Source organism: Curvibacter soli (assembly GCF_029211125.1).
Taxonomy (GTDB): domain Bacteria; phylum Pseudomonadota; class Gammaproteobacteria; order Burkholderiales; family Burkholderiaceae_C; genus Curvibacter_A; species Curvibacter_A soli.
On record NZ_JARGEN010000012.1, the window covers coordinates 14,449 to 28,533 of the forward strand.

The following is a 14,085-nucleotide window of genomic DNA, read 5'->3' on the forward strand; positions in this document are numbered from 1 at the left end:
ATCCAGGAGCAATAATGAGCATTTTCAACAAAGTCACCAAGTCCTTCCAATGGGGCGACAAGACCGTCGTCATGGAAACCGGCGAAATCGCCCGCCAGGCTTCCGGCGCCGTTTTGGTCAACATCGACGACACCGTGGTGCTGGCCACCGTGGTGGCATCCAAGGTGGCCAAGGCGGGGCAAGACTTTTTCCCGCTGACGGTGGACTACATCGAGAAGACCTACGCCGCCGGCAAGATCCCCGGCAGCTTCTTCAAGCGCGAAGCCAAGCCCAGCGAGTTCGAGACCCTGACCAGCCGCCTGATCGACCGCCCGATCCGCCCGCTGTTCCCCGAGGGCTTCTTCAACGAAGTGCACGTGGTCATCCACACCGTGTCGATCAACCCCGAGGTCGATGCCGACATCGCCGCCCTGATTGCCTCCAGCGCCGCGCTGGCCATCTCGGGCATCCCGTTCGCCGGCCCGATCGGCGCCGCGCGCGTGGGCTACATCAACGGTGAATACGTGCTGAACCCGGGCCAGACCGCGCGCAAGGACTCGCAGCTCGACCTGGTCGTCGCGGGCACCGAGGCCGCTGTGCTGATGGTCGAATCCGAAGCGCAGCAACTGTCCGAAGAAATCATGCTGGGTGCCGTGGTGTTTGGCCACCAGCAGGGCAATGTGGCCATCAACGCCATTCACGAGCTGGTGCGCGAGGCCGGCAAGCCGGTGTGGGACTGGAAGGCGCCCGCCAAGGATGAGCCGCTCATCGCCAAGGTGACCGCTCTGGCCGAGGCCAAGCTGCGCGCGGCCTACCAGATCCGCAACAAGCAGGCCCGCACGCACGCCTGCCGCGAGGCCTATGCCGTGGTCATGGCCGACCTGAAGGAAGACGGTGTCGTGTTCGACAGCGTCAAGGTCGAAGGCATGCTGTTCGACATCGAGGCGCGCATCGTGCGCAGCCAGATCCTGGCCGGTGAGCCGCGCATCGACGGCCGCGACACGCGCACCGTGCGCCCGATCGAGATCCGCAGCTCCGTGCTGCCGCGCACCCACGGCTCGGCGCTGTTCACGCGCGGCGAAACCCAGGCGCTGGTGGTCACCACGCTGGGCACCGAGCGCGACGCACAGCGCATCGACGCGCTGGCTGGCGAATATGAAGACCGCTTCATGATGCACTACAACATGCCTCCCTTCGCCACCGGCGAAGTGGGCCGCATGGGCAGCACCAAGCGCCGCGAGATCGGCCACGGCCGCCTGGCCAAGCGCGCGCTGGTGGCTGTGTTGCCAAGCAAGGAAGAATTCCCCTACACCATGCGCGTGGTGTCGGAAATCACCGAATCCAATGGCTCTTCGTCGATGGCATCGGTGTGCGGCGGCTGCCTGTCGCTGATGGACGCCGGCGTGCCCATGAAGGCGCATGTGGCCGGCATTGCCATGGGCCTGATCAAGGAAGACAACCGTTTTGCCGTGTTGACCGACATCCTGGGCGATGAAGATCACCTGGGCGACATGGACTTCAAGGTGGCGGGCACCACCGCCGGCATCACGGCGCTGCAGATGGACATCAAGATCCAGGGCATCACCAAGGAAATCATGCAGGTGGCATTGGCCCAGGCCAAGGAAGCGCGCATCCATATCCTGGGCAAGATGCAGGAAGCCATGGGCGAAGCCAAGACCGAAGTGAGCAACTTCGCGCCCAAGCTCTACACCATGAAGATCAACCCCGAGAAGATCCGTGACGTGATCGGCAAGGGCGGCGCCGTGATCCGTGCGCTGACCGAAGAAACCGGCTGCCAGATCAACATCGAGGAAGACGGCACCATCACCATTGCCGCCACCGACGCTGCCCGCGCCGATGAAGCCAGGCGCCGCATCGAGCAGATCACCGCCGAAGTCGAAATCGGCAAGATCTACGAAGGCCCTGTGACCAAGATCCTGGACTTCGGCGCGCTGATCAACCTGCTGCCCGGCAAGGACGGCCTGCTGCACATCAGCCAGATCGCGCACGAGCGCGTGGAGAAGGTGTCCGACTACCTGACCGAAGGCCAGGTGGTGCGCGTCAAGGTGCTGGAAACCGACGAGAAGGGCCGCGTGAAGCTGTCGATGAAGGCGCTGCTGGACCGCCCGGCGCAGCCCGAGCGCGCTCCGCGCGCCGCCGGTGGCCAAGACGTGGCGGCCGAGCTGCAATAAGGGCGCGCTGCCGGGCTTCGCGCCCGGCGGCTGCTATGAAAATGAAAGCATGCAGCGCAGGCAGATCAAGCGCTGGAGCCCTGAAACACTATGAAAGCTGTTGAGATCGCAGTCTATGGCGGGCCCGAGGTGCTGCGCCTGGTCGAGCGGCCCGCGCCCGTGCCCGGTGCGGGCGAGGTGCTGATCCGCGTCGCGGCCAGTGGCGTGAACCGGCCCGACGTGTTGCAGCGCACGGGCAACTACCCCGTGCCGCCCGGCGCCTCGGACATTCCGGGGCTGGAGGTGGCCGGCGAGATCGTCGCGGGCGACGCTGTGGCCATGGCGGCAGCGGGCCTGAAGACGGGCGACCATGTGTGCGCGCTGTTGGCGGGCGGTGGCTATGCGGACCACTGCGTGGCGCCCGTCGGCCAGTGCCTGCCCGTGCCTGCGGGCTGGTCCGACGTCGAGGCCGCATCGCTGCCCGAGACCTTCTTCACCGTCTGGAGCAACGTGTTCGAGCGCGGCGCGCTGCAGGCCGGCGAAACGCTGCTCGTGCAGGGCGGCACCAGCGGCATCGGCGTGACGGCCATCCAGCTCGCCAAGGCCCTGGGCGCGACGGTCATCGCCACCGCGGGCAGCGACGACAAATGCGCCGCCTGTCTGTCCCTGGGGGCGGACCATGCCATCAACTACAAGACCCACGACTTTGCCGTCGAGGCCAAGCGCATCACCGATGGCCGGGGCGTGGACGTGGTGCTCGACATGGTGGCGGGCGACTATGTGGCGCGCGAGGTCGAATGCCTGGCCGAGGATGGCCGCATCGTCATCATCGCGGTGCAGGGCGGCACGCGCAGCCAGTTCCATGCGGGGCTGGTGCTGCGCCGGCGCCTGACGATCACGGGCTCGACCCTGCGCCCGCGTCCGGTGGCGTTCAAGAGCGCGATCGCGCGCGGCCTGCGTGAGCAGGTGTGGCCGCTGCTGGCGCGGCGCACGGTTCGCCCGATCATCCACAGCACCTTCCCGGCGGCGCAGGCTGCGGCGGCGCATGCGCTGATGGAATCGGGGGCGCACGTGGGCAAGATCGTTCTGACATGGTGAGCATGCGCAAGAAGAAACTCATCGCCGGCAACTGGAAGATGAACGGCAGCCTGGCGGCCAACGACGCGCTGCTGCGCGCCGTGCTGGCCGGCGCGGGCCTGCCTGGCTGTGACGTTGCCGTGGCGGTGCCCGCGCCGTATCTGGCGCAGGCGCAGGCGCTGCTGGCGGGCTCGCCTGTCGCGCTGGCGGCGCAGGACGTGTCGCAGCATGCGGCGGGCGCATTCACCGGCGAGGTCGGCGCGGCAATGCTGCAGGACTTCGGCGTGCGCTACTGCCTCGTGGGGCATTCCGAGCGGCGCCAGTACCACGGCGAAACCGATGCTGCCGTGGCGGCCAAGGCGCAGCGCGCGCTGGCCGCGGGCATCACGCCCGTGGTGTGCGTGGGCGAAACGCTGGCCGAGCGTGATGCGGGCCAGACCGCCGCAGTCGTGCGGCGCCAGCTTGCGGCGGTGGTCCATGTCGTGGGGCACTGCGTGAGCGAGATCGTGGTGGCCTACGAGCCCGTCTGGGCCATCGGCACCGGCCAGACCGCCACGCCCGCGCAGGCACAGGAGGTGCATGCCGTGCTGCGGGCGCAACTGCAGGCCGCCAGCGCGCAGCCGGCGGGCGTGCGCATCGTGTACGGCGGCAGCATGAACGCCGCCAACGCGGCTGAACTGCTGGCGCAGCCCGACATCGACGGGGGTCTGATCGGTGGCGCATCGCTGAAGGCGCCCGATTTTTTGCGGATCATCGCTGCCGCCGCCTGAGGCGCCGCAGTGTTCGTGTTTGAGGAGTTGAAGCAATGAATGTGATCGTGAATATCCTGCTGGCCGTGCAGATACTTTCCGCGCTGGCCATGATCGGCCTCGTGCTGATTCAGCATGGCAAGGGCGCCGACATGGGTGCGGCCTTCGGCAGCGGCAGCTCGGGCAGCCTGTTCGGCGCCAGCGGTAGCGCCAACTTCCTGTCGCGGTCCACGGCCGTGCTGGCCGCGGTGTTCTTCGCCTGCACGCTGGCGCTGGCGTACTTCGGCAACGTGCGCCCGTCGAGCACGGGCAGCGTGCTGGAGCGCACGAGCGTGCCGGTGCCGACCCCCATTCCTGCCGGTGCGAGCGGCACCGCGCAGATCCCTGGAGGCGCAGCCGCGCCTGCCAACGATGCCGCGCCTACACCATCTGCGCCAGCTCCGGGTGCGGCACAAATTCCGACCAAATAAACCGCTCGAAAACCCCTCTTGATTTATGGAGAGGGATGCAATCGAAGGTAGAATTCCCTTTTGTCTGGAAAGCCAAAGCCCTCTGGGTTCCTCATGCCATCCGGGCAAAGTTACACGCCGCCGTCGTGGTGAAATTGGTAGACACGCTATCTTGAGGGGGTAGTGGCGAAAGCTGTGCGAGTTCGAGTCTCGCCGACGGCACCAAATACGAGTCCATTCCGACCTTGGTGAAGGTGGAGCGGGGCTATCCGGTGAGTAGAACGCACGATGAACCTCGATCAGTACCTCCCCGTTCTCCTGTTCATTTTGGTGGGGTTGGCGGTCGGAGTGCTGCCGCAGGCGCTGGGCTATCTCCTCGGTCCCAACCGGCCCGACGCGGCCAAGAATTCCCCTTACGAATGCGGTTTCGAGGCGTTCGAGGATGCGCGCATGCAGTTCGACGTGCGCTACTACCTCGTCGCCATCCTCTTCATCTTGTTCGACCTGGAAATCGCCTTCCTGTTTCCCTGGGCCGTGGCCCTGAAGGAAGTGGGGGCCGCGGCTTTCTGGGCGGTTGTCGTCTTTCTCGGAATTCTGGTCGTGGGATTCGCCTACGAATGGAAGAAGGGTGCGCTGGATTGGGAGTGATTCCCCGCGTCCGGTGAAAAGGATTTGAGCCATGGCTATCGAAGGCGTTCTCAAGGAAGGCTTCGTCACCACGTCGTATGACGCGGTGGTGAACTGGGCCAAGACGGGGTCGTTGTGGCCCATGACGTTCGGGTTGGCCTGCTGCGCGGTGGAGATGATGCACGCCGCTGCCGCCCGCTACGACATCGGCCGCTTCGGCGCCGAGGTGTTTCGCGCCAGTCCGCGCCAGTCCGACCTGATGATCGTGGCCGGCACGCTGTGCAACAAGATGGCGCCCGCGCTGCGCAAGGTGTACGACCAGATGGCCGAGCCGCGCTGGGTGCTGTCGATGGGTTCCTGCGCGAACGGTGGCGGCTACTACCACTACAGCTATTCCGTGGTACGTGGCTGCGACCGCATCGTGCCCGTAGACGTGTACGTGCCCGGCTGCCCGCCGACGGCGGAGGCGCTGATCTACGGCATCATCCAGTTGCAGCAGAAGGTGCGTCGCACCAACACCATTGCGCGTGTCTGAGGCGAGAGGCTCAAGGATTCCATGACTGTTGCTGCCGCCATCCATCCAGAAGCCCTGCGCGACGCCGTCGCCGCAGCCCTGGGCGACAAGGTCGCCTCCATCGGCGTAGTGCTCGGCGAAGTGACGCTGACGGTTTCGTCTGCCAACTACGTGGATGCCATGCGGACGCTGCGCGACGCGCCCGCCTGCCGCTTCGAGCAGTTGATCGACCTGTGCGGCATGGACTATTCCGCCTACCGCGATACGGTGTGGGTGGGCTCGCGCTATTGCGTGGTGTCGCAGTTGCTGTCGGTGTCGCTGAACCAGCGCCTGCGTGTCAAGGTTTTCTGCGACGACGACGATTTCCCGGTGGTCGCCTCGGTGTCGGATCTGTGGAATTCGGCCGGCTGGTACGAGCGCGAGGCATTCGATCTCTATGGCATCGTGTTCGACGGCCATGCCGACCTGCGCCGCATCCTGACCGACTACGGCTTTATCGGCCATCCTTTCCGCAAGGACTTCCCGCTGTCAGGCCATGTCGAGATGCGCTACGACGAGGAACTGCGCCGCGTCGTGTACCAGCCCGTGTCGATCGAGCCGCGCGATGTCACGCCGCGCATCATCCGCGAAGACAACTATGGCGGTTTGCACTGATGGCTGAAATCAAGAACTACACCCTGAACTTCGGGCCGCAGCACCCGGCAGCCCACGGCGTTCTGCGGCTGGTGCTGGAGCTCGACGGCGAGGTTGTGCAGCGCGCCGACCCGCACATCGGCCTGTTGCACCGCGCAACCGAGAAGCTGGCAGAGAGCAAGACGTTCATCCAGTCGCTGCCCTATATGGACCGCCTCGACTACGTGTCGATGATGTGCAACGAGCATGCCTACTGCCTGGCCATCGAGAAGCTGCTGGGCATCGAGGTGCCCATCCGCGCACAGTACATCCGCGTCATGTTCGCGGAGATCACGCGTCTGCTCAACCACCTGATGTGGCTGGGATCGCACGGCAACGACTGCGGCAGCTCCACCATTCTGATCTATGCGTTCCGCGAGCGCGAAGACCTGTTCGACATGTACGAGGCGGTGTCCGGTGCGCGCATGCACGCGGCCTATTTCCGCCCGGGTGGTGTGTACCGCGATCTGCCCGACACCATGCCGCAGTACACGGTCAGCAAGATCAGGAACGCCCGCGCGATGGCGCGCATGAACGAGAACCGGCAAGGCTCCCTGCTCGACTTCATCGGGGATTTCACGCGCCGCTTCGACACCTACGTGCATGAGTACCACACGCTGCTGACCGACAACCGCATCTGGAAGCAGCGCACGGTCAACATCGGCATCGTGCCGCCCGAGCGCGCGCTCAACCTGGGGTTCACGGGCCCCATGCTGCGCGGCTCCGGCATCGCCTGGGACCTGCGCAAGAAGCAGCCCTACGACGTGTACGACCGTCTCGACTTCGACATTCCCGTGGGCAAGACGGGCGACTGCTACGACCGCTATCTGGTGCGCATGGAAGAACTCGTGCAGTCCAACCGCATCATCAAGCAGTGCGTGGACTGGCTGCGCGCGAACCCGGGGCCGGTCATCACCGACAACCACAAGGTGGCGCCGCCCTCGCGCGAGTCGATGAAGGCGAACATGGAAGAGCTGATCCACCACTTCAAGCTCTTCACCGAGGGCTTCCACGTTCCCGAGGGCGAAGCCTACGCGGCAGTGGAGCATCCCAAGGGCGAATTCGGCATCTACCTGGTGAGCGACGGCGCGAACAAGCCCTACCGGCTGAAGATCCGGGCGCCGGGCTTCGCGCACCTCGCGGCGCTCGACGAGATGGCGCGCGGCCACATGATTGCCGACGCCGTGGCCGTGATCGGCACGATGGACATTGTGTTTGGAGAGATTGACCGATGATCTCTAGCGAATCCAGCATGCAGGCGGCGGTGCTGTCGCCCGCGACCCTCGAACGTTTTGCGCGCGAGGTGGCCAAGTACCCGGCGGACCAGAAGCAGTCGGCAGTCATGGCCTGCCTGTCCATCGTCCAGCAGGAACAGGGCCATGTGAGCGACGCCAGCGAGCGCGCCGTTGCCGACTACCTCGGCATGCCGCAGATCGCCGTGCGCGAGGTCACGACCTTCTACAACATGTACAACCAGCAGCCGGTGGGCAAGTACAAGCTCAACGTCTGCACCAACCTGCCATGCCAGTTGCGCGACGGGCGCCGCGCGCTCGAGCATCTGGAGCACAAGCTCGGCGTGGCCATGGGCGAGACGACGGCGGACGGCCTGTTCACGCTGCAGCAGAGCGAATGCCTGGGCGCGTGCGCGGATTCGCCGGTCATGCTCGTCAACGACCGCACCATGTGCAGTTTCATGAGCAACGAGAAGCTCGACCAGTTGATCGAAGAGCTCAGGGCGGCGGAGGGCAAGGCATGAACGCGCAGCAGGTTCTTTCGCAGTTCCAGGCCACGGGTGTCCAGACCTGCTTCCATGACCGCCACCTCGGCCCGCAGATCTATGCGGGACTCGATGGCACCAACTGGCGCCTGAAGGACTACGAGGCGCGCGGCGGCTATCAGGCGCTGCGCAAGATCCTGGGCGCGGACGGCGGAGAGCCGCTCACGCAGGACCAGGTGATCGCCACGGTCAAGGAGTCCGGCCTGCGCGGGCGCGGCGGCGCGGGCTTCCCCACGGGGCTCAAGTGGAGCTTCATGCCGCGCCAGTTCCCCGGCCAGAAGCACCTGGTATGCAACTCTGACGAGGGCGAGCCCGGTACCTGCAAGGACCGCGACATCCTCATGTACAACCCGCACATCGTCATCGAGGGGATGATCATCGCGGCGTACGCCATGGGCATTTCGGTGGGCTACAACTACATCCACGGCGAGATCTTCCAGGCCTACGAACGCTTCGAGGAGGCGCTCGACGAGGCGCGTGCCGCAGGCTACCTGGGCGACCGCATCCTCGGCAGCGGCTTCAGCTTCCAGTTGCATGCCCACCACGGCTTTGGCGCCTACATCTGCGGCGAGGAAACGGCGCTGCTCGAATCCCTTGAAGGCAAGAAGGGCCAGCCACGCTTCAAGCCGCCGTTCCCCGCGAGCTTCGGCCTGTACGGCAAGCCCACCACGATCAACAACACCGAGACCTTCGCGGCGGTACCCTGGATCATCCGCAACGGCGGCTCGGCGTACCTGGAGATCGGCAAGCCCAACAACGGCGGCACGAAGATCTTTTCCGTGTCCGGCGACGTGGAACTGCCCGGCAACTACGAAGTGCCGCTGGGCACGCCGTTCGCCAAACTGCTGGAACTGGCCGGCGGCGTGCGCAAGGGATGCCAGCTCAAGGCCGTGATCCCGGGCGGCTCTTCCGCGCCCGTGCTGCCGGCATCGGTCATCATGGAATGCACGATGGACTACGACTCCATCGCCAAGGCGGGTTCCATGCTCGGCTCGGGCGCGGTCATCGTCATGGACGATTCGCGCAACATGGTCGAGAGCCTGCTGCGCCTATCGTACTTCTACTCGCACGAATCCTGCGGCCAGTGCACGCCCTGCCGCGAAGGCACGGGTTGGATGTGGCGCGTGATCGACCGCATCTGGCACGGAGAAGGGCGCCCGGAGGATCTGGACTTGCTCAATTCGGTGGCGGACAACATCCAGGGCCGCACGATCTGCGCGCTCGGCGATGCGGCGGCCATGCCGGTGCGTGCCATGCTCAAGCACTTCCGTCCCGAGTTCGAAGCGCTGATCCAGCGCAGCAGTTCCCACGCGGCTTCCCACCCCTGACCGCGAGAAAAACATATGGTTGAAATTGAACTTGACGGCCAGAAAGTGGAAGTCGCCGAAGGCTGCATGGTGATGCATGCGGCCGACAAGGCCGGCACCTACATCCCGCATTTCTGCTACCACAAGAAGCTCTCCATTGCCGCCAACTGCCGCATGTGCCTGGTTGACGTCGAGAAGGCGCCCAAGCCTGTCCCGGCCTGCGCAACACCCGTGACCAACGGCATGATCGTGCGCACCCGCAGCGACAAGGCGATCAAGGCGCAGAAGTCGGTCATGGAGTTCCTCCTGATCAACCACCCGCTGGACTGTCCCATCTGCGACCAGGGTGGCGAATGCCAGTTGCAGGACCTGGCCGTGGGCTACGGCGGTTCAGCCTCGCGCTTCGCGGAAGAAAAGCGCGTGGTGTTCCACAAGGATGTGGGGCCGCTGATTTCAATGGAAGAAATGAGCCGCTGCATCCACTGCACGCGCTGCGTGCGGTTCGGCCAGGAAGTTGCCGGCATCATGGAACTCGGCATGGTCAACCGTGGCGAGCACTCCGAGATCACTACGGTCGCTGGAGAGACGGTCGATTCCGAGTTGTCAGGCAACATGATCGACATCTGCCCTGTGGGTGCGCTGACCAGCAAGCCGTTCCGCTACAGTGCCCGTACCTGGGAACTGTCGCGCCGCAAGTCGGTCAGCCCGCACGACTCCACGGGTGCCAACCTCATCGTGCAGGTCAAGAACAACCGCGTGATGCGCGTCGTTCCGTTCGAGAACGAGGCCGTCAACGAATGCTGGATCGCAGACCGCGACCGCTTCTCGTATGAGGCGCTCAACAGCGACGAGCGTTTGACGCAGCCCATGCTCAAGCAGGGGGGCGAGTGGAAGTCGGTGGACTGGCAGACGGCGCTCGAATACGTCGCCAACGGCCTGAAGCAGATTGCTGGCCACCATGGCGCCTCATCCATCGGTGCGCTGGTCAGTCCCCACAGCACGGTCGAGGAACTGCACCTGGCGGGTACCCTGCTGCGCGGCCTGGGCAGCGACAACATCGACTACCGCCTGCGCCACGCAGAATTCCCGGCGCGCGAGGGCGTGCGCTGGCTGGGCACGTCCATCGCGTCGCTCTCACAACTGCAAAGCGTGCTGGTCGTCGGCTCCAACCTCCGCAAGGACCATCCACTGTTCGCGCAGCGCATCCGCCAGGCGGCGCGTAAAGGTTGTGTGGTCAGCACCATCCACCATGTGGCCGACGACTGGGCATTGCCCGTTGCCCACCGCATCGTTGCGGCGCCCGGCGAGTGGCTGCAGGTACTGGCTGCCATTGCCGCAGCGGTCGCGCAGGAAAAGAGCATCGTGGCCCCCGTGCAGGCGCAGGCCGACGCGGAAAGCTTGGCCGTGGCGCGCGCGCTGCTGGCGGGCGAACGCAAGGCCATCCTGCTGGGCAACGCCGCTGCGCACCATGCACAGGCATCGCGGATCCTGGCGCTGGCGCACTGGATCGGCGGCCAGACAGGCGCGACCGTCGGCTACCTGACAGAAGCCGCGAATACCGTGGGAGCCCAACTCGTGGGCGCCGTGCCTGTGCAGGGCGGGCTGAACGCCGCGCAGATGCTCGCGGGTGGGTTGAAGGCGGCCATCCTGCTCAACACCGAACCGGCGTTCGATTCGGCCGCGGCAGGCACCCACAGGCTGGCGGATGCGGAAATGGTCATTACGCTGAGCCCGTTCAAGGCCAACCTCGACATCAGCGATGTGCTGCTGCCCATCGCGCCGTTCACCGAGACCTCGGGCACATTTGTGAATGCCGAAGGTCGGGTGCAGAGCTTCCACGCCGTAGTCAAACCGCTGGGCGAGACGCGGCCCGCATGGAAGGTGCTGCGCGTCCTGGCCAACATGCTGGGGCTTCCGGGATTCGATTTCGAGTCGTCCCAGGCCGTGCTGGAGCATGCGCGCGGCGCGGATGTGGGCCAGGCCTTCGTGGCGGATGGCCAACTCAACAACGGTACGTTCGCCGAGCCATCGCTGGGAGGCGAGCCGGTTCCCGCGCCCGTGTCGGCAGCCATCTACCAGCTCGACGGCATCGTGCGCCGTGCGGCATCCCTGCAGTTGACGGCGGACGCACGCCTGGCCGCCGGTACGCTCAGCGAGGTGCACGCATCATGATCGACGCGATTTACAACGGCGGTCTTGGGCTGGTTGCTGCCCACTGGTGGTCTGCCATCGTGTGGCCCGTGGTCTGGAGCCTCATCAAGATCGTCTGCGTCCTGCTGCCCCTGATGATCGCCGTGGCCTACCTCACGCTGTGGGAGCGCAAGCTCCTCGGCTGGATCCAGGTGCGGCATGGCCCCAACCGCGTGGGTCCATTCGGCCTGCTGCAGCCCATCGCTGATGCGGTGAAACTGTTGACCAAGGAAATCATCAGCCCCGAGCCCGCCAGCAAGGGCCTGTTCCGCCTGGGGCCCATCATGGCCATCATGCCAGCGCTGGCCGCATGGGTGGCGATCCCGTTCGGGCCCGAAGCGGTGCTGGCCAACATCAACGCCGGCCTGCTGCTGATCATGGCCATCACCTCGGTCGAGGTGTACGGCGTCATCATCGCGGGCTGGGCTTCCAACTCGAAATACGCGTTCCTCGGCGCGCTGCGCGCGTCCGCGCAGATGGTGAGCTACGAAATCGCCATGGGCTTCTGCCTGGTGGTGGTGATCATGGTGACCGGCAGCCTGAATCTGGGCGACGTGGTGGCGGCGCAAGGCCAGGGCTTCTTTGCCGGCAAGGGCCTGGGCCTGCTGTCCTGGAACTGGCTGCCGCTGCTGCCGATCTTCGTCGTCTACGTGATCTCCGGCGTGGCCGAAACCAACCGCCATCCGTTCGACGTGGTGGAGGGCGAGGCCGAGATCGTGGCCGGCCACATGGTTGAGTATTCGGGCATGGGCTTCGCCATCTTCTTCCTGGCCGAATACGCCAGCATGTGGCTGGTGTCCATCCTGGCGGCGCTGATGTTCCTCGGCGGCTGGCTATCGCCCATCGGAGCGCTCGATTTCATCCCAGGCTGGATCTGGCTGGGCATCAAGACGTTCTTCGTGGTGTCCCTGTTCATCTGGATCCGCGGCACGTTTCCGCGCTTCCGCTACGACCAGATCATGCGCCTGGGGTGGAAGATCTTCATACCGGTCACCCTGGTGTGGCTGCTCGTCGTGGGTCTGTGGATGCAGACTCCCTGGAACATTTGGAAGTAAAAGGCGGGTGACCCTATGACAACCGCTACCGCAGCACCTGCTTTCTCGCTCAAAGACTTTCTCAAGAGCTTTATGCTGGTGGAGCTCTTCAAGGGCATGGCGCTCACCGGCCGCTATGCGTTCCGCCGCAAGGTGACCGTGCAGTTCCCCGAGGAGAAGACGCCGCTGTCGCCGCGCTTCCGCGGCTTGCACGCGCTGCGCCGCTATGACAATGGCGAGGAGCGCTGCATCGCCTGCAAGCTCTGCGAGGCCGTATGCCCCGCGGTGGCCATCACGATCGAATCCGAGGTGCGCGCCGATGGCAGCCGCCGGACCACGCGCTACGACATCGACCTGACCAAGTGCATCTTCTGCGGCTTCTGCGAAGAAAGCTGCCCGGTCGACTCCATCGTCGAGACCCACATCCTCGAATACCACGGCGAAAAGCGCGGCGACCTGTACTTCACCAAGGACATGCTGCTGGCTGTCGGCGACCGCTACGAAAAAGAAATCGCCGCGAGCAAGGCTGCCGACGCCAAGTACCGCTAGACGGGCCCCAACAGAAAAACATCCATGGACGTCAAGACCGGCTTTTTCTACCTGTTTTCGCTCGCGCTGCTGTTCTCGGCATTCCGGGTGATCACGGCGCGCAACCCCGTGCATGCGGTGCTGTACCTCATGCTGGCTTTTACCCAAGCCGCCGCCATCTGGCTCATCCTGCAGGCCGAATTCCTCGCCATCACGCTGGTGCTGGTGTACCTGGGCGCAGTGATGGTGCTGTTCCTGTTCGTGGTGATGATGCTGAACCTCGACATGAGCAGCCTGCGCCGCGGATTCTGGACCCACTTCCCGCTCGCCGCCTGCGTGGGCGTGGTCATCGTGCTGGAAATGTCGTACGTGCTCATGAGCGGCTTTCGCGACCCTTCGCGCATTCCGGCTGCGGCGGGCCAGGCTGCTGCCAACGTGTCGAACACCCAGGAACTCGGCAAACTGCTCTATACGCAGTACCTGTTCCCGCTGGAGATCGCTGCCGTGCTGCTGCTCGTGGCCATCATCGCTGCCATTGCGCTGACGCTGCGCCGACGCAAGGACACCAAGTTCGTCGATCCTTCGGTGCAGGTGCTGGTGCAGGCGCGCGACCGGCTCGAAGTCGTCAAACTCGCCGCAACCCCCGCACCGCTGGCGCCCGAGGCTCCGGCTACCGCTGCCGCACAGGAGAAGAAGGCATGACCCTCACGCTCGGCCATTTCCTCACGCTCGGCGCCATCCTGTTCACGCTGTCGGTCATTGGCATCTTCCTGAACCGCAAGAACCTCATCGTCCTGCTCATGGCCATCGAACTCATGCTGCTGGCGGTCAACATGAATTTCGTGGCCTTCTCCCACTATCTGGGCGACATGCACGGGCAGGTGTTCGTGTTCTTCATCCTGACGGTGGCGGCCGCCGAGTCCGCCATCGGCCTGGCGATTCTGGTGCTGCTGTTCCGCAACAAGTCCAGCATCAACGTGGACGAGCTCAACACGCTCAAAGGCTAAGAAG

15 protein-coding genes and 1 tRNA gene are annotated in these 14,085 nt (G+C 65.0%); all 16 read left to right on the plus strand.

Translation table 11 applies throughout. The annotated features are described in order from the left end of the window. The first annotated feature begins 14 nt into the window (after positions 1-14). The 16 genes from pnp to nuoK all read left to right on the plus strand — a co-directional run bounded on the left by pnp (position 15) and on the right by nuoK (position 14,081). Complete coding sequence (pnp, locus tag PY257_RS01910) at positions 15-2,171, plus strand: polyribonucleotide nucleotidyltransferase (RefSeq protein WP_275738210.1); 2,157 nt, start codon at positions 15-17, stop codon at positions 2,169-2,171. A 90-nt stretch (positions 2,172-2,261) separates the two neighbouring features. Next, positions 2,262-3,248, plus strand: coding sequence for an NAD(P)H-quinone oxidoreductase (locus PY257_RS01915; RefSeq protein ID WP_275738212.1), 987 nt, complete (start codon positions 2,262-2,264; stop codon positions 3,246-3,248). Further along, positions 3,242-3,997, plus strand: a complete 756-nt coding sequence (gene tpiA, locus PY257_RS01920; protein WP_275738214.1) for a triose-phosphate isomerase — start codon at positions 3,242-3,244, stop codon at positions 3,995-3,997. The genes PY257_RS01915 and tpiA overlap by 7 nt, the downstream gene beginning before the upstream one ends. Positions 3,998-4,032: 35 nt before the next feature. Further along, positions 4,033-4,446: a preprotein translocase subunit SecG gene (gene secG / locus PY257_RS01925; RefSeq protein ID WP_275738216.1), complete on the plus strand. Its 414-nt coding sequence runs from the start codon at positions 4,033-4,035 to the stop codon at positions 4,444-4,446. A 119-nt stretch (positions 4,447-4,565) separates the two neighbouring features. After that, a tRNA-Leu gene (locus tag PY257_RS01930) sits at positions 4,566-4,650 on the plus strand. Between the two features lie 63 nt (positions 4,651-4,713). Continuing rightward, the gene (locus PY257_RS01935) at positions 4,714-5,073 is read left to right on the plus strand and encodes an NADH-quinone oxidoreductase subunit A (protein WP_275738218.1); all 360 of its coding nucleotides are present in this window, start codon (positions 4,714-4,716) and stop codon (positions 5,071-5,073) included. 31 nt (positions 5,074-5,104) lie between these two features. Beyond that, the gene (locus PY257_RS01940) at positions 5,105-5,587 is read left to right on the plus strand and encodes a NuoB/complex I 20 kDa subunit family protein (RefSeq protein ID WP_275738219.1); all 483 of its coding nucleotides are present in this window, start codon (positions 5,105-5,107) and stop codon (positions 5,585-5,587) included. 21 nt (positions 5,588-5,608) lie between these two features. Further along, complete coding sequence (locus tag PY257_RS01945; RefSeq protein ID WP_275738221.1) at positions 5,609-6,220, plus strand: NADH-quinone oxidoreductase subunit C; 612 nt, start codon at positions 5,609-5,611, stop codon at positions 6,218-6,220. Beyond that, positions 6,220-7,473 (plus strand): NADH-quinone oxidoreductase subunit D, encoded by a 1,254-nt coding sequence (locus PY257_RS01950; protein WP_275738223.1) that lies wholly within the window; start codon positions 6,220-6,222, stop codon positions 7,471-7,473. Before PY257_RS01945 ends, PY257_RS01950 begins: the two co-directional genes overlap by 1 nt. After that, positions 7,470-7,994, plus strand: coding sequence for an NADH-quinone oxidoreductase subunit NuoE (gene nuoE, locus PY257_RS01955; RefSeq protein WP_419095642.1), 525 nt, complete (start codon positions 7,470-7,472; stop codon positions 7,992-7,994). Before PY257_RS01950 ends, nuoE begins: the two co-directional genes overlap by 4 nt. After that, on the plus strand, positions 7,991-9,343 hold the full coding sequence (gene nuoF, locus PY257_RS01960; RefSeq protein WP_275738226.1) for an NADH-quinone oxidoreductase subunit NuoF: 1,353 nt from the start codon (positions 7,991-7,993) through the stop codon (positions 9,341-9,343). The genes nuoE and nuoF overlap by 4 nt, the downstream gene beginning before the upstream one ends. 15 nt (positions 9,344-9,358) lie before the next feature. After that, positions 9,359-11,494: an NADH-quinone oxidoreductase subunit NuoG gene (gene nuoG / locus PY257_RS01965; protein WP_275738228.1), complete on the plus strand. Its 2,136-nt coding sequence runs from the start codon at positions 9,359-9,361 to the stop codon at positions 11,492-11,494. Beyond that, a complete protein-coding gene (nuoH, locus tag PY257_RS01970) occupies positions 11,491-12,567 on the plus strand; it encodes an NADH-quinone oxidoreductase subunit NuoH (protein WP_275738229.1) in 1,077 nt (358 codons plus the stop codon). The genes nuoG and nuoH overlap by 4 nt, the downstream gene beginning before the upstream one ends. Positions 12,568-12,582: 15 nt before the next feature. After that, entirely contained in the window at positions 12,583-13,095 is a 513-nt protein-coding gene (gene nuoI, locus PY257_RS01975; protein ID WP_275738231.1) for an NADH-quinone oxidoreductase subunit NuoI, read from the plus strand. 24 nt (positions 13,096-13,119) lie between these two features. Next, complete coding sequence (locus tag PY257_RS01980; RefSeq protein ID WP_275738233.1) at positions 13,120-13,776, plus strand: NADH-quinone oxidoreductase subunit J; 657 nt, start codon at positions 13,120-13,122, stop codon at positions 13,774-13,776. Continuing rightward, positions 13,773-14,081 carry an NADH-quinone oxidoreductase subunit NuoK gene (gene nuoK / locus PY257_RS01985; RefSeq protein ID WP_275738235.1) on the plus strand — a complete coding sequence of 103 codons (309 nt, stop codon included), beginning with the start codon at positions 13,773-13,775 and terminating at the stop codon, positions 14,079-14,081. The genes PY257_RS01980 and nuoK overlap by 4 nt, the downstream gene beginning before the upstream one ends. Positions 14,082-14,085: the final 4 nt, after the last annotated feature.

Coding starts and splice junctions, on each gene's coding strand:
- pnp (WP_275738210.1), top strand. CDS start 15: ATGAGCATTTTCAACAAAGTCACCAAGTCCTTCCAATGGGGCGACAAG.
- PY257_RS01915 (WP_275738212.1), top strand. CDS start 2,262: ATGAAAGCTGTTGAGATCGCAGTCTATGGCGGGCCCGAGGTGCTGCGC.
- tpiA (WP_275738214.1), top strand. CDS start 3,242: ATGGTGAGCATGCGCAAGAAGAAACTCATCGCCGGCAACTGGAAGATG.
- secG (WP_275738216.1), top strand. CDS start 4,033: ATGAATGTGATCGTGAATATCCTGCTGGCCGTGCAGATACTTTCCGCG.
- PY257_RS01935 (WP_275738218.1), top strand. CDS start 4,714: ATGAACCTCGATCAGTACCTCCCCGTTCTCCTGTTCATTTTGGTGGGG.
- PY257_RS01940 (WP_275738219.1), top strand. CDS start 5,105: ATGGCTATCGAAGGCGTTCTCAAGGAAGGCTTCGTCACCACGTCGTAT.
- PY257_RS01945 (WP_275738221.1), top strand. CDS start 5,609: ATGACTGTTGCTGCCGCCATCCATCCAGAAGCCCTGCGCGACGCCGTC.
- PY257_RS01950 (WP_275738223.1), top strand. CDS start 6,220: ATGGCTGAAATCAAGAACTACACCCTGAACTTCGGGCCGCAGCACCCG.
- nuoE (WP_419095642.1), top strand. CDS start 7,470: ATGATCTCTAGCGAATCCAGCATGCAGGCGGCGGTGCTGTCGCCCGCG.
- nuoF (WP_275738226.1), top strand. CDS start 7,991: ATGAACGCGCAGCAGGTTCTTTCGCAGTTCCAGGCCACGGGTGTCCAG.
- nuoG (WP_275738228.1), top strand. CDS start 9,359: ATGGTTGAAATTGAACTTGACGGCCAGAAAGTGGAAGTCGCCGAAGGC.
- nuoH (WP_275738229.1), top strand. CDS start 11,491: ATGATCGACGCGATTTACAACGGCGGTCTTGGGCTGGTTGCTGCCCAC.
- nuoI (WP_275738231.1), top strand. CDS start 12,583: ATGACAACCGCTACCGCAGCACCTGCTTTCTCGCTCAAAGACTTTCTC.
- PY257_RS01980 (WP_275738233.1), top strand. CDS start 13,120: ATGGACGTCAAGACCGGCTTTTTCTACCTGTTTTCGCTCGCGCTGCTG.
- nuoK (WP_275738235.1), top strand. CDS start 13,773: ATGACCCTCACGCTCGGCCATTTCCTCACGCTCGGCGCCATCCTGTTC.